The sequence below is a fragment of the Uliginosibacterium gangwonense DSM 18521 genome (genome assembly GCF_000373965.1).
Taxonomy (GTDB): domain Bacteria; phylum Pseudomonadota; class Gammaproteobacteria; order Burkholderiales; family Rhodocyclaceae; genus Uliginosibacterium; species Uliginosibacterium gangwonense.
Window position 1 is genome coordinate 41865 of record NZ_KB892837.1, and the last position, 15007, is coordinate 56871.

Sequence of the window (15007 nt, forward strand, 5' to 3'; positions counted from 1 at the left end):
TCGTAACAACATGGCGCTTTACAGACCATGACTCATGGTTATAGCTTATTGCCCTTCAATCTATCGACTTGCACATACTATGGGACTGGATGGCGTAGAACTTGTCATGGCAACAGAAGAGGCCTTTGATATCAGCATCGCAGATGAAGAGGCATGGGAGATCAGGACAGTCGGGCAACTGGAAGATCTTGTTCTCGCCAAGTTGCATGTACAAGACGCAAGCAAGCATACAAGGCCGTACTGCCTGAGTAGTTTCAGCTTTTATCGGTTCCGGGCCGCATTACAGAAGCACGCAGGAATCCCTCGACGAAGCATAACCCCGACAACCCACCTGGAAGATGTCCTGCCTTCGGACAATAGACAGGCTTTATGGTTACGGCTAGGGCAAGAATTAGACTGGAAACTGCCTGCTCTGGAACACCCTGCGTGGTTGAATTACAGCTTTACCACCCTGTTTGTTAGCATTGTCTTCGCGGCACTCGGTTTGCATATTCCTGGGAAGCTTGTCGTTGAGTTATGCGTATTTTTCGGCCTGATGGCGATCCCTCTCCTTGCCTTGGCGTATCGTAGAACAGCACCATTGGTAACCAAACAACCTAGCCCAAGCCTGACTGTCAGAGGCCTTGTAGAAGGTGTGCTGAGTATGAATTTTGGCCGAATCAAGTCGCAGCATGAAGCTCAACTCAAGGGGAAACAGGCCTGGCGCACAGATGAAGTTCTGCAAATGGTGCGCCGAATCATCGCTGAACAACTCGATGTGGAATTGGCGGAAGTCATTCCCAGTGCGCGTTTTATAGAAGACCTGCACATGGATTAATCAACCAATGCTCGTCAATCTAGGCTCAAGGCAAATTCCCTGCACCTGCTGGCATCGTTTTACCGGACGGATACTTGCACAATGCGTATCACTAAAGCACAGGACGTATGAGATGAAGATTGAGCACTTTGCCATCTGGGCGCGTGACATTGAACGGCTAAAAGACTTTTATGTTCAATATTTTGGTGCGATAGCCAACGACCGTTATGTCAACGAAAAAAAACAGTATCGATCCTACTTCCTGTGTTTTGGCGATGGTGCCCGGCTGGAGTTGATGCAGCGACCCGATATTGCTGAACACCCCGCGCGCGGGCAAGACACCCAGTATTTCGGTTATGCCCACATGGCTATTTCGGTGGGCTCAGAAGACAAGGTCGATATGCTGACCCAGAAATTGATCGCAGATGGCTACACCCGGCTGGATGGGCCACGCGAAACAGGTGATGGATATTACGAAAGCGTGGTGCAAGATCCAGAAGGCAATCGGATTGAGATCACGGTATAAAGCACTACGCAAGCGATGAAGTGGTGCTGCCAGGCGTCGGAGGATCGGCTTTTCTCATGAGTACAGCGCTGCCATAGCATTCCGGGGGCACCGCTTGGCTTTCCAGCTCGAAACCATGCCCTGCCCAGAAGTGCTTGGCTTCTCCCACGGCCACCAAACGGACCTCTGGTAACTGTAGCCGTTGCGATGATTGCTGTACTGCCTGCAGCAATAAGCCTGCAATGCCCTTGCCACGCTGGCTCGGCGCAACAGCAAGATCATGAATGAACAAATGATCGACTTGCCCTGGCGTGCCTAGCGGTATATGCAACTCTGGTGGAGTGCCTTGCCAGGGGTGGGAGAATACATACCCAGCGATCTGGCTGGCGCACTCCACTACAAAGCAATGTTGCGGCCCCAGGGCCAAGTGGCTTGCCAGTGCCTCTTTTGGCTCGTGGTACTTTGGAGGGTAGGCTGCGCACTGCACAGCCCACACACCTGCCAGATCAGTGTGCCGCATGGCACGCAGATTCAGGCTCATAGCAAACTCAGGCGCTTGCCTTGAGCAAGCGCGCTGCGTCCAAGGCGTAATAGGTCAGGATGGCATCTGCTCCTGCCCGCTTGAAGGCCAGGAGCGACTCCATGAAGACGGCCTCTTCGTTGAGCCAGCCATTGGCTGCGGCAGCCTTGAGCATGGCGTACTCACCGCTGACCTGATACACGAAGGTCGGCACTGCCAGCTCATGCTTGACCCTGCGTACAATATCCAGATACGGCATACCGGGTTTAACCATTACCATGTCTGCCCCTTCGGCAAGGTCCTGTGCCACTTCACGGATTGCTTCGTCGCTATTGCCGGGGTCCATCTGGTAGGTGTACTTGTTGCCTTTGCCCAGATTGGCGGCCGAACCTACCGCATCGCGGAAAGGCCCATAGAAGCTGGAGGCATACTTGGCGGAATAAGCCAGGATGCGGGTATGGATCAAACCAGCCGTCTCCAGGGTTTTGCGTACCGCGCCGATCCGCCCATCCATCATGTCTGAGGGAGCCACCATGTCTGCCCCTGCCTGCGCATGGCAAAGAGCCTGCTTGACCAACACAGCAACCGTCTCTTCGTTGAGCACATAGCCAGTCTCGTCGATCAGGCCGTCCTGCCCGTGGCTTGTGTAAGGATCAAGCGCCACGTCGGTAATCACTCCCAGTTGTGGGAATTCCTGCTTAAGTGCCTTGACTACACGTGGGATCAATCCATCTGGATTCCAGGCTTCTTCCGCCTGCAGGTTTTTGAGCCGTGGCTCGATTACAGGGAACAATGCGAGGGCGGGGATTCCCAGGCTGACTGCGTCTTCTGCGCAGGCCAACAAGCAGTCAAGCGACATGCGCGCCACGCCAGGCATTGAAGGAATAGGGTCCGTGCGCCCCTGCCCCTCCTGCACAAACACGGGGTAGATCAAATCATCCACGCTCAAGCTGGATTCACGCATCAAACGGCGGGAAAACTCGTCACGACGCATCCTGCGGGGGCGAGAGGCTGGAAAGCGCTCATCGGTACTCATGATATTTTTCCTCAAAACATCTGGTTACATTTGTTTACAAGATTAGGGTGAAACTTTTTGGATCGTTGACGATCATAGGTACAGGTAACGCAAGTTACCGCCCGCTTCACCTCCCTGAGCGGGCACCTGATTGAACTCCCCCGGGTCATTCAGGTTATTTCGCCCCGGCGTGCCCCCTCACGCCGGGGTTTTATTTTTTTCAGTCCGGGAAAATAACCCGGTTCTCGTCATCCAGCCAGCTCCCCACCACCTGCTCGGCCTCGTCTGCGCCGATCTTTTTCAGGCTAGAGAACAGCTGCACGGTGATGTTATCGCCCCAGGCGGGCAAAGCCTTCTTGGTCTGGGCAAGGGTTTGGGCGCCTTCACTACGGGTCAGCTTGTCGCTTTTGGTCAGCAATACATGGATGGGCCTACCCGAAGGTGCAAACCAGTCGAGCATCTGGCAATCCAGTTTTGTCAGCGGCCGACGCGAATCCATGATCAGCACCAGACCAATCAGGTTTTTACGTTGCGTCAGGTATTGCTCCAGCAAACGAACCCATTGCTTGCGGATAGCCTCGGGCACCTGGGCGTAACCATAGCCAGGCAAATCGACCAGGGCGGCTCCATTGGTCATGCGGAAAATATTGATCAGCTGGGTGCGCCCTGGGGTTTTACTGACAAAAGCCAGCCGGGTATGCCCCACAAGCGTATTGATCGCACTCGACTTTCCCGCATTGGAGCGGCCAGCAAAAGCGATCTCAGCCCCTCTGGGTGGAGGCAGATCTTGAGGTTTGGCAATCGAGATTTCAAATTGGGCGTTACGAAACAGTGGCATGGATGTAATTAGAATGTGGCGACGACTGCCCGCCAATTGATAGGGTGGTATAGAATATCAGGATTCGAGAACGCCACACCCCAAATAGAGGTGACAATGATTGCGCGCACTTTTGCACTACTTACCCTGACAATCACCGCTGCTCACGCTGAGGTCGCAAAAATCGACCCAGCCAAAGCCAAACAGACTGCTGAACAAGTCTGCGCAGCCTGCCACACGGCTGACGGCAACAGCGTCAACCCAATGTATCCCAAGCTGGCGGGGCAGCACCAGGAATACATCACCAAGCAGTTACATAACTTCAAGGCTGCCAATGGCAAGCCAGCCGAGCGTAACAATCCGATCATGCTGGGCATGGCCACACCTTTGACGGAAGAAGACATCAAAGGACTTGCTGCTTACTTCTCACAGCAAAAGCTCAAACCCGACACGGCCAAGAACATGAAAACCGTGACGGTGGGCCAAAAGCTGTGGCGTGCAGGCGATGCCAGTAGAGGATTGCCCGCATGTGGTGGCTGCCACGGCCCCAGTGGCTTGGGCATCCCTGGTCAGTATCCCCGCCTGCAAGGGCAACTGTCAGGCTATGTGGAAACCCAACTGAAGAGTTTCCGCCTTGGCGAACGGGCCAATGACCCGAATGGAATGATGCGCGCAGTTGCCTCTCACCTGACGGACACGGAAATCCAGGCTGTAGCGGATTACGTTGCCGGTTTGCGCTGAGCATCTCTGCCAACAACCCAAAGCAACCACGCCCTACAAAATAAAGCTGGGCGTGGTTTCCACGCAGCGTCCATTTAGTTGCCGGGATTTATTCGGCAGGCAGGCGAACGTCCTCATAAGGCAGTTTGAGATAACGGGCAATCGCCTCAACCAGCATTTCATGGTCATCCCGTTGAGCCAAGCCAGACAGGCCAATGCTACCCACCACCCCTACCCCTTTTACCCGGATGGGGAAACAGCCGCCATGCGCTGCGTAATCAGTCACGCTCAGGCCATAGCGCTCCAGCAAGGACGTTTCCCGTTGCTGCAACCCCAGACCTACCGCGTATGAACTACGGTAGAACCGTTGCACCACATTGCGCTTACGGCGTAGCCATTCATTATTGTCCGGTGTAGTCCCCACCATGGAGAACGAGAACACCGAGACCTCTCCGAGCTGGATATGAACTGCAACCACTGCACTCTTGGCCTCCGCTACGGCTCTGAGGGCACACCCCAGATCCCAGGCTGTTGATGCATCGAATTTGTCAAACTGGAGCAAGGCCTCCTGCTTGGCAAGCATTTCAAGATCGCTTTGAATCGACATGGCTCTTCTGTTCCCTTTCTCCATCTACCGATGATTGACTGACTTGAGGGGCGCGCGTACAAAGCAAAAAAATCGGCGCCCCTACGAAACAGCACCAACACACATATTAGCGGTGGCTCAATAGCCCATCCAACATCTCCAGCATTTTATCGATTTCCGCTGCGCTCACATTCAATGCGGGCATAAACCGCAGCAGATTTTCCCGAGGAGAATTCAATAGCAGCCCCTCCGGGTGCAATTCTCGCGCTTTCTTGACGATGCTGCCGCCTGAAGCATCGGATAGCATCAACGCACGCAACAACCCTACCCCGCGCTCCCCGGGCAAGCCATGGTGTTGAGCCAACACCTGAAGGCCATTGGAGAGCTGGATTGCGCGCTCACGCACACACTCAAGAAATCCCGGTGTAAGCAATTGCTCCAACACTGCCACTCCGACAGCCGTCATTAAAGGATTACCGTTGTAGGTTCCCCCTTGGTCGCCGTGTTCAAAGCAGCAGACCTCTTTCTTGGCCAACAAAGCGGCCAGTGGAACGCCTGCACCAATCCCCTTGGCCAGACTCATGATGTCTGGCTCAATGCCAGCCTGTTCATGGTAGAAGAGCGTACCGCAACGCCCCATGCCGGTTTGTACCTCATCCATAATCAAAAGGATGCCATGCTCTTGTGTCAGGCGACGTAGGCCTTGCAGAAACGCTGGCGTGGCGGGAATCACCCCCGCTTCGCCTTGAATGGGTTCCAGCATCACGGCAACAGTTTGTGGGCCGATCAAGGCTTCCACAGACTCCAAGTCGTTATAAATTGCCTTGGGAAACCCCGGCACCTTTGGCGAAAAGAGTTGGTCCCAACCTGCTTTGCCGGAGGCTGCCATGGTCGCCAGCGTTCGGCCATGGAATCCATTGACGAAAGTGATGATCTCGTGCGCACCTGAGCGGTTTTTGCGCCCCCACTTACGTGCCAGCTTGATCGCCCCCTCGTTGGCTTCTGCCCCCGTATTGCAGAAAAACACGCGGTCAAAGACCGAATGTTCCACCAGCATTTGCGCAAGTTTCATCGAAGGTAGGTTGAAGAAAGCGGGGCTGGGATTCACCAATTGCTGGGCCTGTTCCGCCAGTGCCTTTTGCACCACCTGAGGCGAATGCCCCAGGCAGTTCACCGCCCAACCTTGCACAAAATCCAGATAGGACTTGCCGTCCCCATCCTGTAACCAGCTTCCATGCCCTGCCACAAAAACCAGATCCGGACGCGCCGTAATTTCCATCAGTGCGTGGGTTTCCTTCAAATTGAATTTCATGCTGACCCTTTCCTGGACACACAAAAGAAAAAAGGCCACGAGAGCTACTCGTGGCCTTTTGGCGTGGCGCCTAATCAATTGATCTTTAGCGCCATTCTCCAGACATGCACGAACGCCCTTGTGGCTTCAGACAAGGGCGGCGTCGCAATGCAAAAATGGAGAAAAGTTTCATAAGGAAGAATATGGCATAGATGCGGCAGTGCATCAATCCCTTTTCCGTTATCAAACGGCAATCTACTGCGATTAAAGTACTACGCCAATCGTTTGATAGCATTCTCAAGAAAGTGCCGTTCGGCGGTTGTTGATAAATTCTGATACAAAAAAATGGGCACTGTAGCAAAATACGCCGAAAGGCATAAATTGATCACTGACTTAGCATTAGAGATCAGAGTCCCATGATCATTGGGCCGAACATGGTGAAGTTTGATTTCCTCTTATGGCCCAACAGTTTTGAAACTCGGTTCGCAAGGGACTGCAAGGTTTCACCCGCACTGCACATCTCTGGCGAAAAGCCCGCTTACTTGTTGGTGGAGAAAATTTGCCGTGGCAGAGGATGATCGGGATTGGGCAGAATACCCAGGCGGATGGGCGCGCCAGACGACGCAATTGCGCTGCGGCACCCGCCCACATGTGCAATTACCTCCAGAACCCTTGCTCAAGCTTGAATATGAGCAATGGCACAACCGAGGCACATGCCCCTTCCGCACCGGTCTGGCGAAAACAACATGGCAGCTTGCGCAGGCCACCAGTCTGGCAGGCAAACATGGCTTGGGTGGCCGGGATGACATTCTGGTTGTACTGGCGCTCCCGCTCCGGCCTCAATACCACCAAGGCTGGGCGCTTGCTGCATTATTCATGCAGCGCATCCGGGTCGTTGAGATGGAATGCATCAAAGACACCGCCATTGTGACGGAAATGTCTTTCTCCACGCATGTTCCCCATGAGCGGGAGCAATTCCTGTCGGTGCTTCTTGATGCCGCCCAACATGCCGTGCTTGACATATGGCATGTGCCAAAATTAGGTATTAATGATGCAGTGTTGAAAAAACACGCCCACTGGCTGCAAGACAGGGATTTCAACTTTTCCAACCGGAATTCCCCGCAATCCTCCTCACTCCCATAAGGGCAAGTGGTATCCAGTTCGACGATGGTTCTGGAATCTATCAATGACATCACGGCCGCATTGAGGGAGCAATCCAAGGCCAATACCAGCGTGGCACAAAGCGTTGAGCAAATCGCCCAGATGTCTGAGCGTGTCTTCGCTGAAGTCAGTCAAGCGGCCAGTACCGCAACAGAGTCCGCGCCTTGGCAGATGATCTTCTCTGTAATGTGGAAGGATTCAAACTGGGGACACATCTGAATCAATCTGTAGATTCGTTGTAAGGATTTCAGCAAACCAGGGGCGCTACCTGTAGAATTCGCGCCGTCATGCAAACAGATCCCCGCCCCATCATGGATTGGCCGCGCTTTCGCGCCGATCTCTCGTCTGCCCCCTTCCTCCCCATGTCCCGCAAGGAAATGGACAAACTGGGGTGGGATTCATGCGACATCATTCTGGTCACTGGGGACGCCTACATAGACCACCCCAGCTTTGGGATGGCCTTGGTCGGACGTTTGTTGGAGGCACAAGGCTTCCGCGTAGGCATTATCAGCCAGCCGGATTGGCACAGCGCCGAAGCTTTCCGTGCGCTGGGGCGGCCCAATCTGTATTTTGGCGTTACCGCAGGAAACATGGATTCGCTGATCAACCACTACACAGCGGATCGTAAGCCACGCTCAGACGATGCCTATACCGCAGGCGGCTTGGCCGGTAAGCGCCCGGACCGGGCTGTGACCGTCTACGCGCAACGCGCCCGCGAGGCTTTTCCGGGTACTCCGGTCATCCTTGGCAGCATTGAAGCTTCCCTGCGTAGAATCGCCCAGTACGATTACTGGAGTGACAAGGTTCGTCGTTCGGTACTCCCGGACTCCAAAGCAGACATGCTGATCTTTGGCAATGCCGAACGCGCTTTGCTGGCACTCTCCCACCGGATGGCAGCCGGGGAATCCATCAGCCAGATTCGTGACCTGCGCGGCACGGCTTTCATGGTCAAGCGGGACTGGCTGCCTGCCGAAGATTGGCATGAAGTTGACTCCCTCAGCCTGGATCGCCCGGGCGCAGTCGAGCCTCATCCCGATCCCTATGCCATGACCCCGGAAAAGGGGGATAAGCCAGGGGATACCCCTGTCCAGATCATTCCCGCCGCCGCACGTGTTGCTGCCCGCAAGGCACAACGTGCGAAAACAGTGGTACGTCTACAAGCCTACGAGGCCGTGTCTGAGGACAAGGTACTTTATGCCCACAATTCGCGGGTATTTCACCTGGAATCTAATCCTGGCAACGCCCGAGCCTTGCGGCAGGCGCATGGCGAGCGGGATGTGTGGCTCAACCCACCGCCGATTCCACTGAGCACGGAGGAGATGGACTATGTCTACGCCTGTCCATTTGCCCGTGCGCCGCATCCATCTTATGGGCAGGCGCGTATCCCGGCGTGGGAGATGATTCGTTTCTCGATCAACATCATGCGCGGCTGCTTCGGCGGCTGCACCTTCTGCTCCATTACCGAGCATGAGGGCCGCATCATCCAGAGCAGATCGCACGCATCCATTCTCAAAGAGATTGAAGAGATCCGCGACAAGATACCGGACTTCAAGGGGCATATCTCGGACCTGGGCGGCCCCACGGCCAACATGTACCGCATGGCGTGCAAGAGCAAGGCAATCGAGACTTCCTGTCGCAAACTCTCATGCGTCTACCCGGATATCTGCGAGAACCTCAACACCGATCACAGTTCGTTGATTTCGCTGTATCGCAAGGCCCGCGCCATTCCCGGCGTCAAGAAGATCACCATTGGCTCGGGCTTGCGCTATGACTTGGCAGTGCGTTCCCCGGAATATGTGAAGGAACTGGTCACCCATCATGTGAGTGGCCTGCTCAAGATAGCGCCTGAACATACGGAGGAAGGCCCGCTGTCCAAGATGATGAAGCCGGGGATCAGTAGCTTTGAGCGTTTCCGCAAGATGTTTGAAAAATATTCAAACGAAGCAGGCAAGGTCCAGCACCTTGTACCCTACTTCATTGCGGCCCACCCTGGGACTGCAGATGAAGACATGCTCAATCTGGCACTCTGGCTGAAGGCCAACAACTTCCGCCCTGATCAGGTTCAGACCTTCACGCCAACCCCGATGGCCATGGCAACAACCATGTATTACTCGCGCAAAAACCCCTTGCGCCGAGTTGCCAAGGATTCTGAAGATGTCGACACACCACGTCAGGCCAAACAACGGCGTCTACACAAAGCCCTGCTGCGTTACCACGACCCGGAGAATTTTGAGTTGATCCGGGAGTTCCTCACCCAGATAGGGCGCAGAGACCTGATCGGCAATGGCCCCAAGCATCTTGTTCCCTGGGGGAGTACGGCAACACATACCCCAAGCGTCCGCCCACAGCACAACAGGGCAAATCAGGCCAAGTCCCACAAAGGCTTGGCAGGCAAGCCTTCAAAACGGTAAACGGCGCTTGGGTGTGGGTGCTGTGTTGGTCTTTGGCTGAGTAGGCGCTTCTTTTGTCACCTCAGCCCGCACCGGCTTGCGGGGCTCATTTTTATCGGCATTCGCAAAACGAAAGCGCCCTTCCAACTCGCAGCCGCGCATGCCAGGGTCGCACACGGCGCCCAGCACCTTCTGGCAGACGCCATTCAGATCATGGGGACAACTCCAGGCGCTCATTTTGAGTCTCCTGCATACATAACGCGTTCATTTTGCCAGAGTAGGAAGCAGCTCTCCAGGGCATCAGCGGCACGAAGTAGCAATTGTTGTGTAGACTCGGGCTTTCGCCAGTCAATCAGCAGGTTTGGATTTCATGAGCACACCTTCCAGCATCAAGACCATCACCTACCACGGTTTTACCCATGGCCCGCGCCTGTTGGTATTGGGCGCAGTTCACGGCAACGAAATCTGCGGCAGTCGGGCCATCGAACGGATTTGCGCAGAAATCGACAGCGGCGCGCTGCGCTTAGAACGTGGTACGGTGACCTTTGTGCCCATCACCAACCCCCTGGCCTACATCCGCCAACAACGCGCAGGCGACCGCAACCTCAACCGCAATCTGCGCACCACCGGGGTTCCGCAGGATTTTGAGGACAAGCTCGGCAACGCACTGTGCCCCTTGCTGGAACGACATGACGTTCTGCTTGATCTACACTCCTTCCACACAGGAGGAGAGGCTTTTGCCATGCTGGGGCCGAATAACAACCAAGGTGATCTGGAGCCTTTCTCCCGAGCCACAGAAGAAGAAGCGCTGGCCACACGCCTCGGGCCACGGCGCATTGTTGAAGGCTGGCTGGACACCTATGCACGTGGCGTCAAAAAACGTACTGCCAACGCTTCCGCCTCGGAACGCGCCAACATGCTCAGCACCGACCCCGCATATGGTGTAGGCACTACCGAATACATGCGCTCACGCGGTGGCTATGCCATCACCCTGGAATGTGGTCAGCATGAAGCACCTGAAGCACCTGAAGTGGCATACCAAGCGATTCGCAATACCCTCGCGCACCTGGGGCTCGCCCCCTTGCCTGCGCCCGCAGGCCGTACTGATCTTGAAGTATTGCGCATCTGCGAAGTCATCGACCGCAATCACCCGGACGACGCCTTTACCCATCCGTGGGCAAGTTTTGATCGCTTGAAGTCAGGTGATGTGATCGGCACCCGCCATGATGGAAGTACAGTTACCGCCCCCAGAGACGGCTTCATCCTGTTCCCCAACCCGAACTCACTGCCCGGCAATGAGTGGTTCTACTTTGCAGAGTTGAGTGATCGTACTGTAGACGGCGTGCCTGCTTCGGCCCGCTGATAGTTCAAACTATAAGGGCGATGTGCAGTATGTGCGCATCGCCCTCTTTTCATGCAAACCGGCTCACAAATCTGTAAGCCTGTGCTGCATCAATCAGTCTTCAAACCCGAACACCATTGCCCCCTGCTCTGCGTCGCACACCGCGTTGCGGAAGACGCCAAACAACTCACGGCCCATACCAAACTGCGCCTGATTGTTGAATGGAGTCACCTCGCGGGCGGCAAGCTCAGCGTCGGTCAGCTCAACACGCAAGCTACCTGTGTCCGCATTCAGTTCAATCATGTCACCCGTGCGGATCTTGGCGATCACGCCACCTGACACAGCTTCAGGGCTCACATGGATAGCGGCAGGCACCTTGCCAGATGCGCCAGACATGCGCCCATCGGTCAGCAGGGCCACCTTGAAGCCTTTGTCCTGCAGGTTTGCCAGCGTCGGTGTGAGTTTGTGGAGTTCCGGCATACCGATCGCACGAGGACCCTGGAAGCGCACCACCGCCACGAAATCCTTGTTCAACTCGCCTGCACGCTCAGCAGCGATCAAGGCGTTCTGGCTATCGAAAACCACGGCAGGGGCACGCACAATATGGTGATCCAGTTTGACGGCAGAGATCTTGATCACGGCACGCCCGATATTGCCTGTGAGCAGGCGCAGCCCACCATCCGGGCTGAATGGCTTCTGTGCTGTGCCCACCACGGCGGGATTACCACTTTCTGCGCGGGCAGGAACCCAGCTTACCGTGCCCGACTCGGCAAGCACCGGTTGCGTTGCGTAAGTAGCCAAACCACGGCCAGCCACCGTCAGCACATCGTCATGCACCAGGCCGACCGAGAGCAACTCACGAATCAGGAAACCCATGCCACCAGCGGCGTGGAATTCATTCACATCGGCAGGCCCATTCGGGTACACACGCGTCAGGAGGGGAACAACTTTTGAGAGCGCCTCGAAATCGCTCCAGTCAATCATGATCCCTGCCATGCGGGCAATCGCCACCAAGTGCATCGTATGGTTGGTCGAGCCGCCGGTTGCCAGCAGGCCGACGATGCCGTTGACCACGGCGCGTTCATCCACCACGCGGCCGACCGGCGAGAATTCAGCCCCGCCTGCAACCAGCTTCAACACACGTTGCACGGCTGCACGGGTCAGTTCCTTGCGCAGATCCGCCCCTGGGGGCACGAAGGCGGCGCCCGGCAGATGCAGGCCCATCATCTCCATCAGCATCTGGTTGCTGTTCGCCGTGCCATAGAAGGTACAGGTGCCTGCCGCGTGGTAGGACTGGGCTTCACTTTCCAGCAAAGCATCCTTACCCACCTCACCTGCCGCATATTTCTGGCGAACCTTGGCTTTCTGGTCGTTGGAGATCCCGCTTGGCATCGGCCCGGCAGGCACAAACACAAAGGGAAGATGCCCAAAGCGCAAAGCGCCCATCAGGAGCCCGGGAACGATCTTGTCGCAGATCCCCAGACACAGCCCTGCATCAAACATGTTGTGCGAGAGGCCAACGGCAGTTGCCATGGCAATCACATCGCGGGAGAACAAGGACAGTTCCATCCCACTCTGCCCCTGGGTGATGCCATCACACATGGCAGGCACGCCGGCAGCCACCTGCGCCGTAGCACCTTGTTCACGAGCTGCAGCCTTGATGATTTCCGGGTAGGCGCCATAGGGCTGATGCGCCGACAGCATGTCGTTATAGGCCGTCACAATCCCGATGTTGGGAGCCTTGACAGACTTGATACGCAGCTTGTCTTCTGGCTCACTGGCCGCAAAACCGTGTGCCAGATTGGTACAGGAGAGCTGCCCACGATAGGGGGAGCCGGGCACTGCTGCATCCAGGCGTGCGAGATAGCGTGAGCGGCTTGCTTTGCTACGTTCGATAATGCGCTGGGTTACTTCGGCAACAACTGGATTCAAAGCCATTTTCTACCTCATTTTTTAAAGGGGGTTGGATTACATTCTATCTGGAAAGATCGCGTTCTGCTTTCTGTGGCAACGCTATCAGGGTCTGTCTGGATGCCGGGTTACTTGCATTAGTGTAGTTTTCTTACTTATACTCCACTCAATTAGTTCGAAATACATACTTAAACCCGCATAGGTGGCAACACTGAATGCAGTCTTTGCAGATATGTCTTGAATGGATCTGACCTTACACACATTTTGGGATGCGCCGCAACTTGATCAAGCGCTTGCCTGCTTCGTCGCCAGTCGTCTGAGGGAAGCCCTCCAGGCTAGGGGTTCTGCCTCTCTGGCTCTGTCAGGCGGTAAAACTCCCGCTGGTTTTTTCCGTCGTCTGGCCGCAGAGAAGCTGGACTGGTCGAACGTGCTGGTTACGTTGGTGGACGAGCGTTGGGTGGATGAAGACAGCCCGTATAGCAATGCTCGCACCGTGAGGGCAAATCTGCTTCAGGGGGAAGCCGCCAAGGCCCGCTTCATTCCCCTGTTCAAACCAGCCTCTTCCTGTGCAGAAACCGCTTTGCTTGTTGCCCAAGATCTGGCGGAATTACCTCAAACACTTGATGTTGTCGTGCTGGGCATGGGGGAGGATGGGCACACCGCCTCTTTCTTCCCGGATAGTCCGCAACTACAAGCAGCGCTTGGTGACGCAACAAATCGGGCCTGCATTGCGGTAGAAGGCAAAGCGCCGGTAATTGAACGCATTACCCTGACGGCACCTCGCTTGGCTGCCTGCCGGAGCATGCTGCTACATATTACAGGTGAATCCAAATGGGGCGTGCTCGGGCAGGCGGTTGCCCAACCTTCCCATGAGTTGCCCATTGGCCTGATGTTAAATACTCCTTGTGAATCCAAACATGTCTTCTGGACACGCTGATACTTACCCCCGCCTGGTTGGCGACATTGGGGGCACCAACGCCCGTTTTGCCATGGTGCTGACACCTGGGGCAGCCATCACCCATATCCGAACCCTGCCCTGTGCTGATTACCCAGGCATCGCAGAGGCGATGGAAGCTTATCTGAAACTGGAAGCCGTACCCGCCCCGAAAAATGCGGCAATGGGTATTGCCAATCCGGTGACTGGAGATGCCATCAGCCTCACCAATAACGATTGGGCCTTCTCTACAGAAGCAGTACGCCAACGCTTGGGCCTGGAACGGCTGACGTTCGTTAACGACTTCACCGCACTGGCGCTCTCTTTACCCTATCTATCCTCCACCGAAAAACGTCAGGTTGGCCGAGGTGCTGCCGTAGAAGGGGCGGCTATCGGCGTGATCGGCCCAGGCACGGGTTTGGGCGTATCGGGCCTGATCCCGCAAAAGGGGCGCTACTCTGCGCTGGAAGGGGAAGGTGGCCACGTCACCTTGTCCGCCCAGACGGAAGAAGAATTTGCCGTGATTGCGGCGATTTTGAAAACGCACTCACACTGTTCTGCCGAACGGGTTCTATCTGGCCCAGGACTTAAAACCCTGTATCGGGCCTTGGCAGAAGTCAGAGGGATTCAGGCGCGCAATATTGATAGCCCTGAGATTTCCTCTTTGGGCGTCAGCAAGCAGGATGCGCTGTGTACCGATACCCTGAACATGTTTTGTGCCCTGCTGGGCTCTGAGGCAGGCAATCTTGCTTTGACGCTCGGCGCACTGGGTGGGATTTTCATCGGCGGGGGCATCGTGCCACGCTTTGGTGACTTTTTTGAAGCCTCCCCTTTCCGCAGACGCTTTGAAGCCAAGGGACGTTTTTCCAGTTACCTGGAAAAAATCCCGACCTATGTCATTACCGCCGCCTACCCTGCCCTTACGGGTGCAGCCGCTGCCATGACTGGTCTAATTGATTGAAGCATGGAGATTTCCCGTGCTTAACGCAAACGGCGACCCAATAGGTCGCCGCTTTCAC

At 55.6% G+C, this 15007-nt stretch carries 16 protein-coding genes; 9 read left to right on the forward strand and 7 right to left on the reverse strand.

The window, feature by feature from the left end; genetic code table 11:
- Nucleotides 1-106: 106 nt before the first annotated feature.
- A complete protein-coding gene (locus B145_RS29600) occupies nucleotides 107-817 on the forward strand; it encodes an acyl carrier protein (protein WP_211209775.1) in 711 nt (236 codons plus the stop codon).
- Between the two features lie 112 nt (nucleotides 818-929).
- Nucleotides 930-1322: a VOC family protein gene (locus B145_RS0106735; protein WP_018606105.1), complete on the forward strand. Its 393-nt coding sequence runs from the start codon at nucleotides 930-932 to the stop codon at nucleotides 1320-1322.
- A gap of 4 nt (nucleotides 1323-1326) precedes the next feature.
- Here B145_RS0106735 and B145_RS24670 read toward each other — a convergent pair whose 3' ends face one another.
- From B145_RS24670 to yihA, 3 genes are all read right to left on the reverse strand, one after another.
- On the reverse strand, nucleotides 1327-1842 hold the full coding sequence (locus B145_RS24670) for a GNAT family N-acetyltransferase (RefSeq protein WP_018606107.1): 516 nt from the start codon (nucleotides 1840-1842) through the stop codon (nucleotides 1327-1329).
- Nucleotides 1843-1849: 7 nt separating this feature from the next.
- Entirely contained in the window at nucleotides 1850-2857 is a 1008-nt protein-coding gene (hemB, locus tag B145_RS0106745; protein WP_018606110.1) for a porphobilinogen synthase, read from the reverse strand.
- A 199-nt stretch (nucleotides 2858-3056) separates the two neighbouring features.
- Nucleotides 3057-3674, reverse strand: a complete 618-nt coding sequence (gene yihA / locus B145_RS0106750; RefSeq protein ID WP_018606112.1) for a ribosome biogenesis GTP-binding protein YihA/YsxC — start codon at nucleotides 3672-3674, stop codon at nucleotides 3057-3059.
- 96 nt (nucleotides 3675-3770) lie between these two features.
- On the opposite strand from yihA, the gene B145_RS0106755 reads away from it, so the two are divergent.
- Nucleotides 3771-4394 carry a c-type cytochrome gene (locus B145_RS0106755; RefSeq protein WP_018606114.1) on the forward strand — a complete coding sequence of 208 codons (624 nt, stop codon included), beginning with the start codon at nucleotides 3771-3773 and terminating at the stop codon, nucleotides 4392-4394.
- Between the two features lie 88 nt (nucleotides 4395-4482).
- On the opposite strand, the gene B145_RS0106760 is transcribed toward B145_RS0106755, so the two are convergent.
- Together B145_RS0106760 and B145_RS0106765 are read right to left on the reverse strand one after the other, a co-directional pair.
- Nucleotides 4483-4980 carry a heme-degrading domain-containing protein gene (locus tag B145_RS0106760; protein ID WP_018606116.1) on the reverse strand — a complete coding sequence of 166 codons (498 nt, stop codon included), beginning with the start codon at nucleotides 4978-4980 and terminating at the stop codon, nucleotides 4483-4485.
- 106 nt (nucleotides 4981-5086) lie between these two features.
- Nucleotides 5087-6271, reverse strand: a complete 1185-nt coding sequence (locus tag B145_RS0106765; RefSeq protein ID WP_018606118.1) for an acetylornithine transaminase — start codon at nucleotides 6269-6271, stop codon at nucleotides 5087-5089.
- Between the two features lie 543 nt (nucleotides 6272-6814).
- Between B145_RS0106765 and B145_RS0106775 the strand changes: the two genes are divergently transcribed.
- From B145_RS0106775 to B145_RS0106785, 3 genes are all read left to right on the forward strand, one after another.
- A complete protein-coding gene (locus B145_RS0106775) occupies nucleotides 6815-7393 on the forward strand; it encodes a hypothetical protein (RefSeq protein ID WP_018606120.1) in 579 nt (192 codons plus the stop codon).
- Between the two features lie 24 nt (nucleotides 7394-7417).
- Complete coding sequence (locus tag B145_RS0106780) at nucleotides 7418-7630, forward strand: hypothetical protein (RefSeq protein ID WP_018606121.1); 213 nt, start codon at nucleotides 7418-7420, stop codon at nucleotides 7628-7630.
- 143 nt (nucleotides 7631-7773) lie between these two features.
- On the forward strand, nucleotides 7774-9822 hold the full coding sequence (locus tag B145_RS0106785) for a YgiQ family radical SAM protein (RefSeq protein ID WP_026258896.1): 2049 nt from the start codon (nucleotides 7774-7776) through the stop codon (nucleotides 9820-9822).
- Here B145_RS0106785 and B145_RS0106790 read toward each other — a convergent pair.
- Nucleotides 9811-10038: a hypothetical protein gene (locus B145_RS0106790; RefSeq protein WP_018606125.1), complete on the reverse strand. Its 228-nt coding sequence runs from the start codon at nucleotides 10036-10038 to the stop codon at nucleotides 9811-9813. The genes B145_RS0106785 and B145_RS0106790 overlap by 12 nt on opposite strands.
- Before the next feature lie 133 nt (nucleotides 10039-10171).
- Between B145_RS0106790 and B145_RS0106795 the strand changes: the two genes are divergently transcribed.
- Nucleotides 10172-11164, forward strand: coding sequence for a M14 family metallopeptidase (locus B145_RS0106795; RefSeq protein ID WP_018606126.1), 993 nt, complete (start codon nucleotides 10172-10174; stop codon nucleotides 11162-11164).
- Between the two features lie 93 nt (nucleotides 11165-11257).
- Here B145_RS0106795 and edd read toward each other — a convergent pair whose 3' ends face one another.
- A complete protein-coding gene (gene edd / locus B145_RS0106800) occupies nucleotides 11258-13081 on the reverse strand; it encodes a phosphogluconate dehydratase (RefSeq protein ID WP_018606129.1) in 1824 nt (607 codons plus the stop codon).
- A gap of 214 nt (nucleotides 13082-13295) precedes the next feature.
- Between edd and pgl the strand changes: the two genes are divergently transcribed.
- Nucleotides 13296-13991 carry a 6-phosphogluconolactonase gene (gene pgl / locus B145_RS0106805; RefSeq protein ID WP_018606131.1) on the forward strand — a complete coding sequence of 232 codons (696 nt, stop codon included), beginning with the start codon at nucleotides 13296-13298 and terminating at the stop codon, nucleotides 13989-13991.
- On the forward strand, nucleotides 13972-14949 hold the full coding sequence (locus B145_RS0106810; RefSeq protein WP_018606133.1) for a glucokinase: 978 nt from the start codon (nucleotides 13972-13974) through the stop codon (nucleotides 14947-14949). The genes pgl and B145_RS0106810 overlap by 20 nt, the downstream gene beginning before the upstream one ends.
- The last annotated feature ends 58 nt before the right edge of the window (nucleotides 14950-15007 follow it).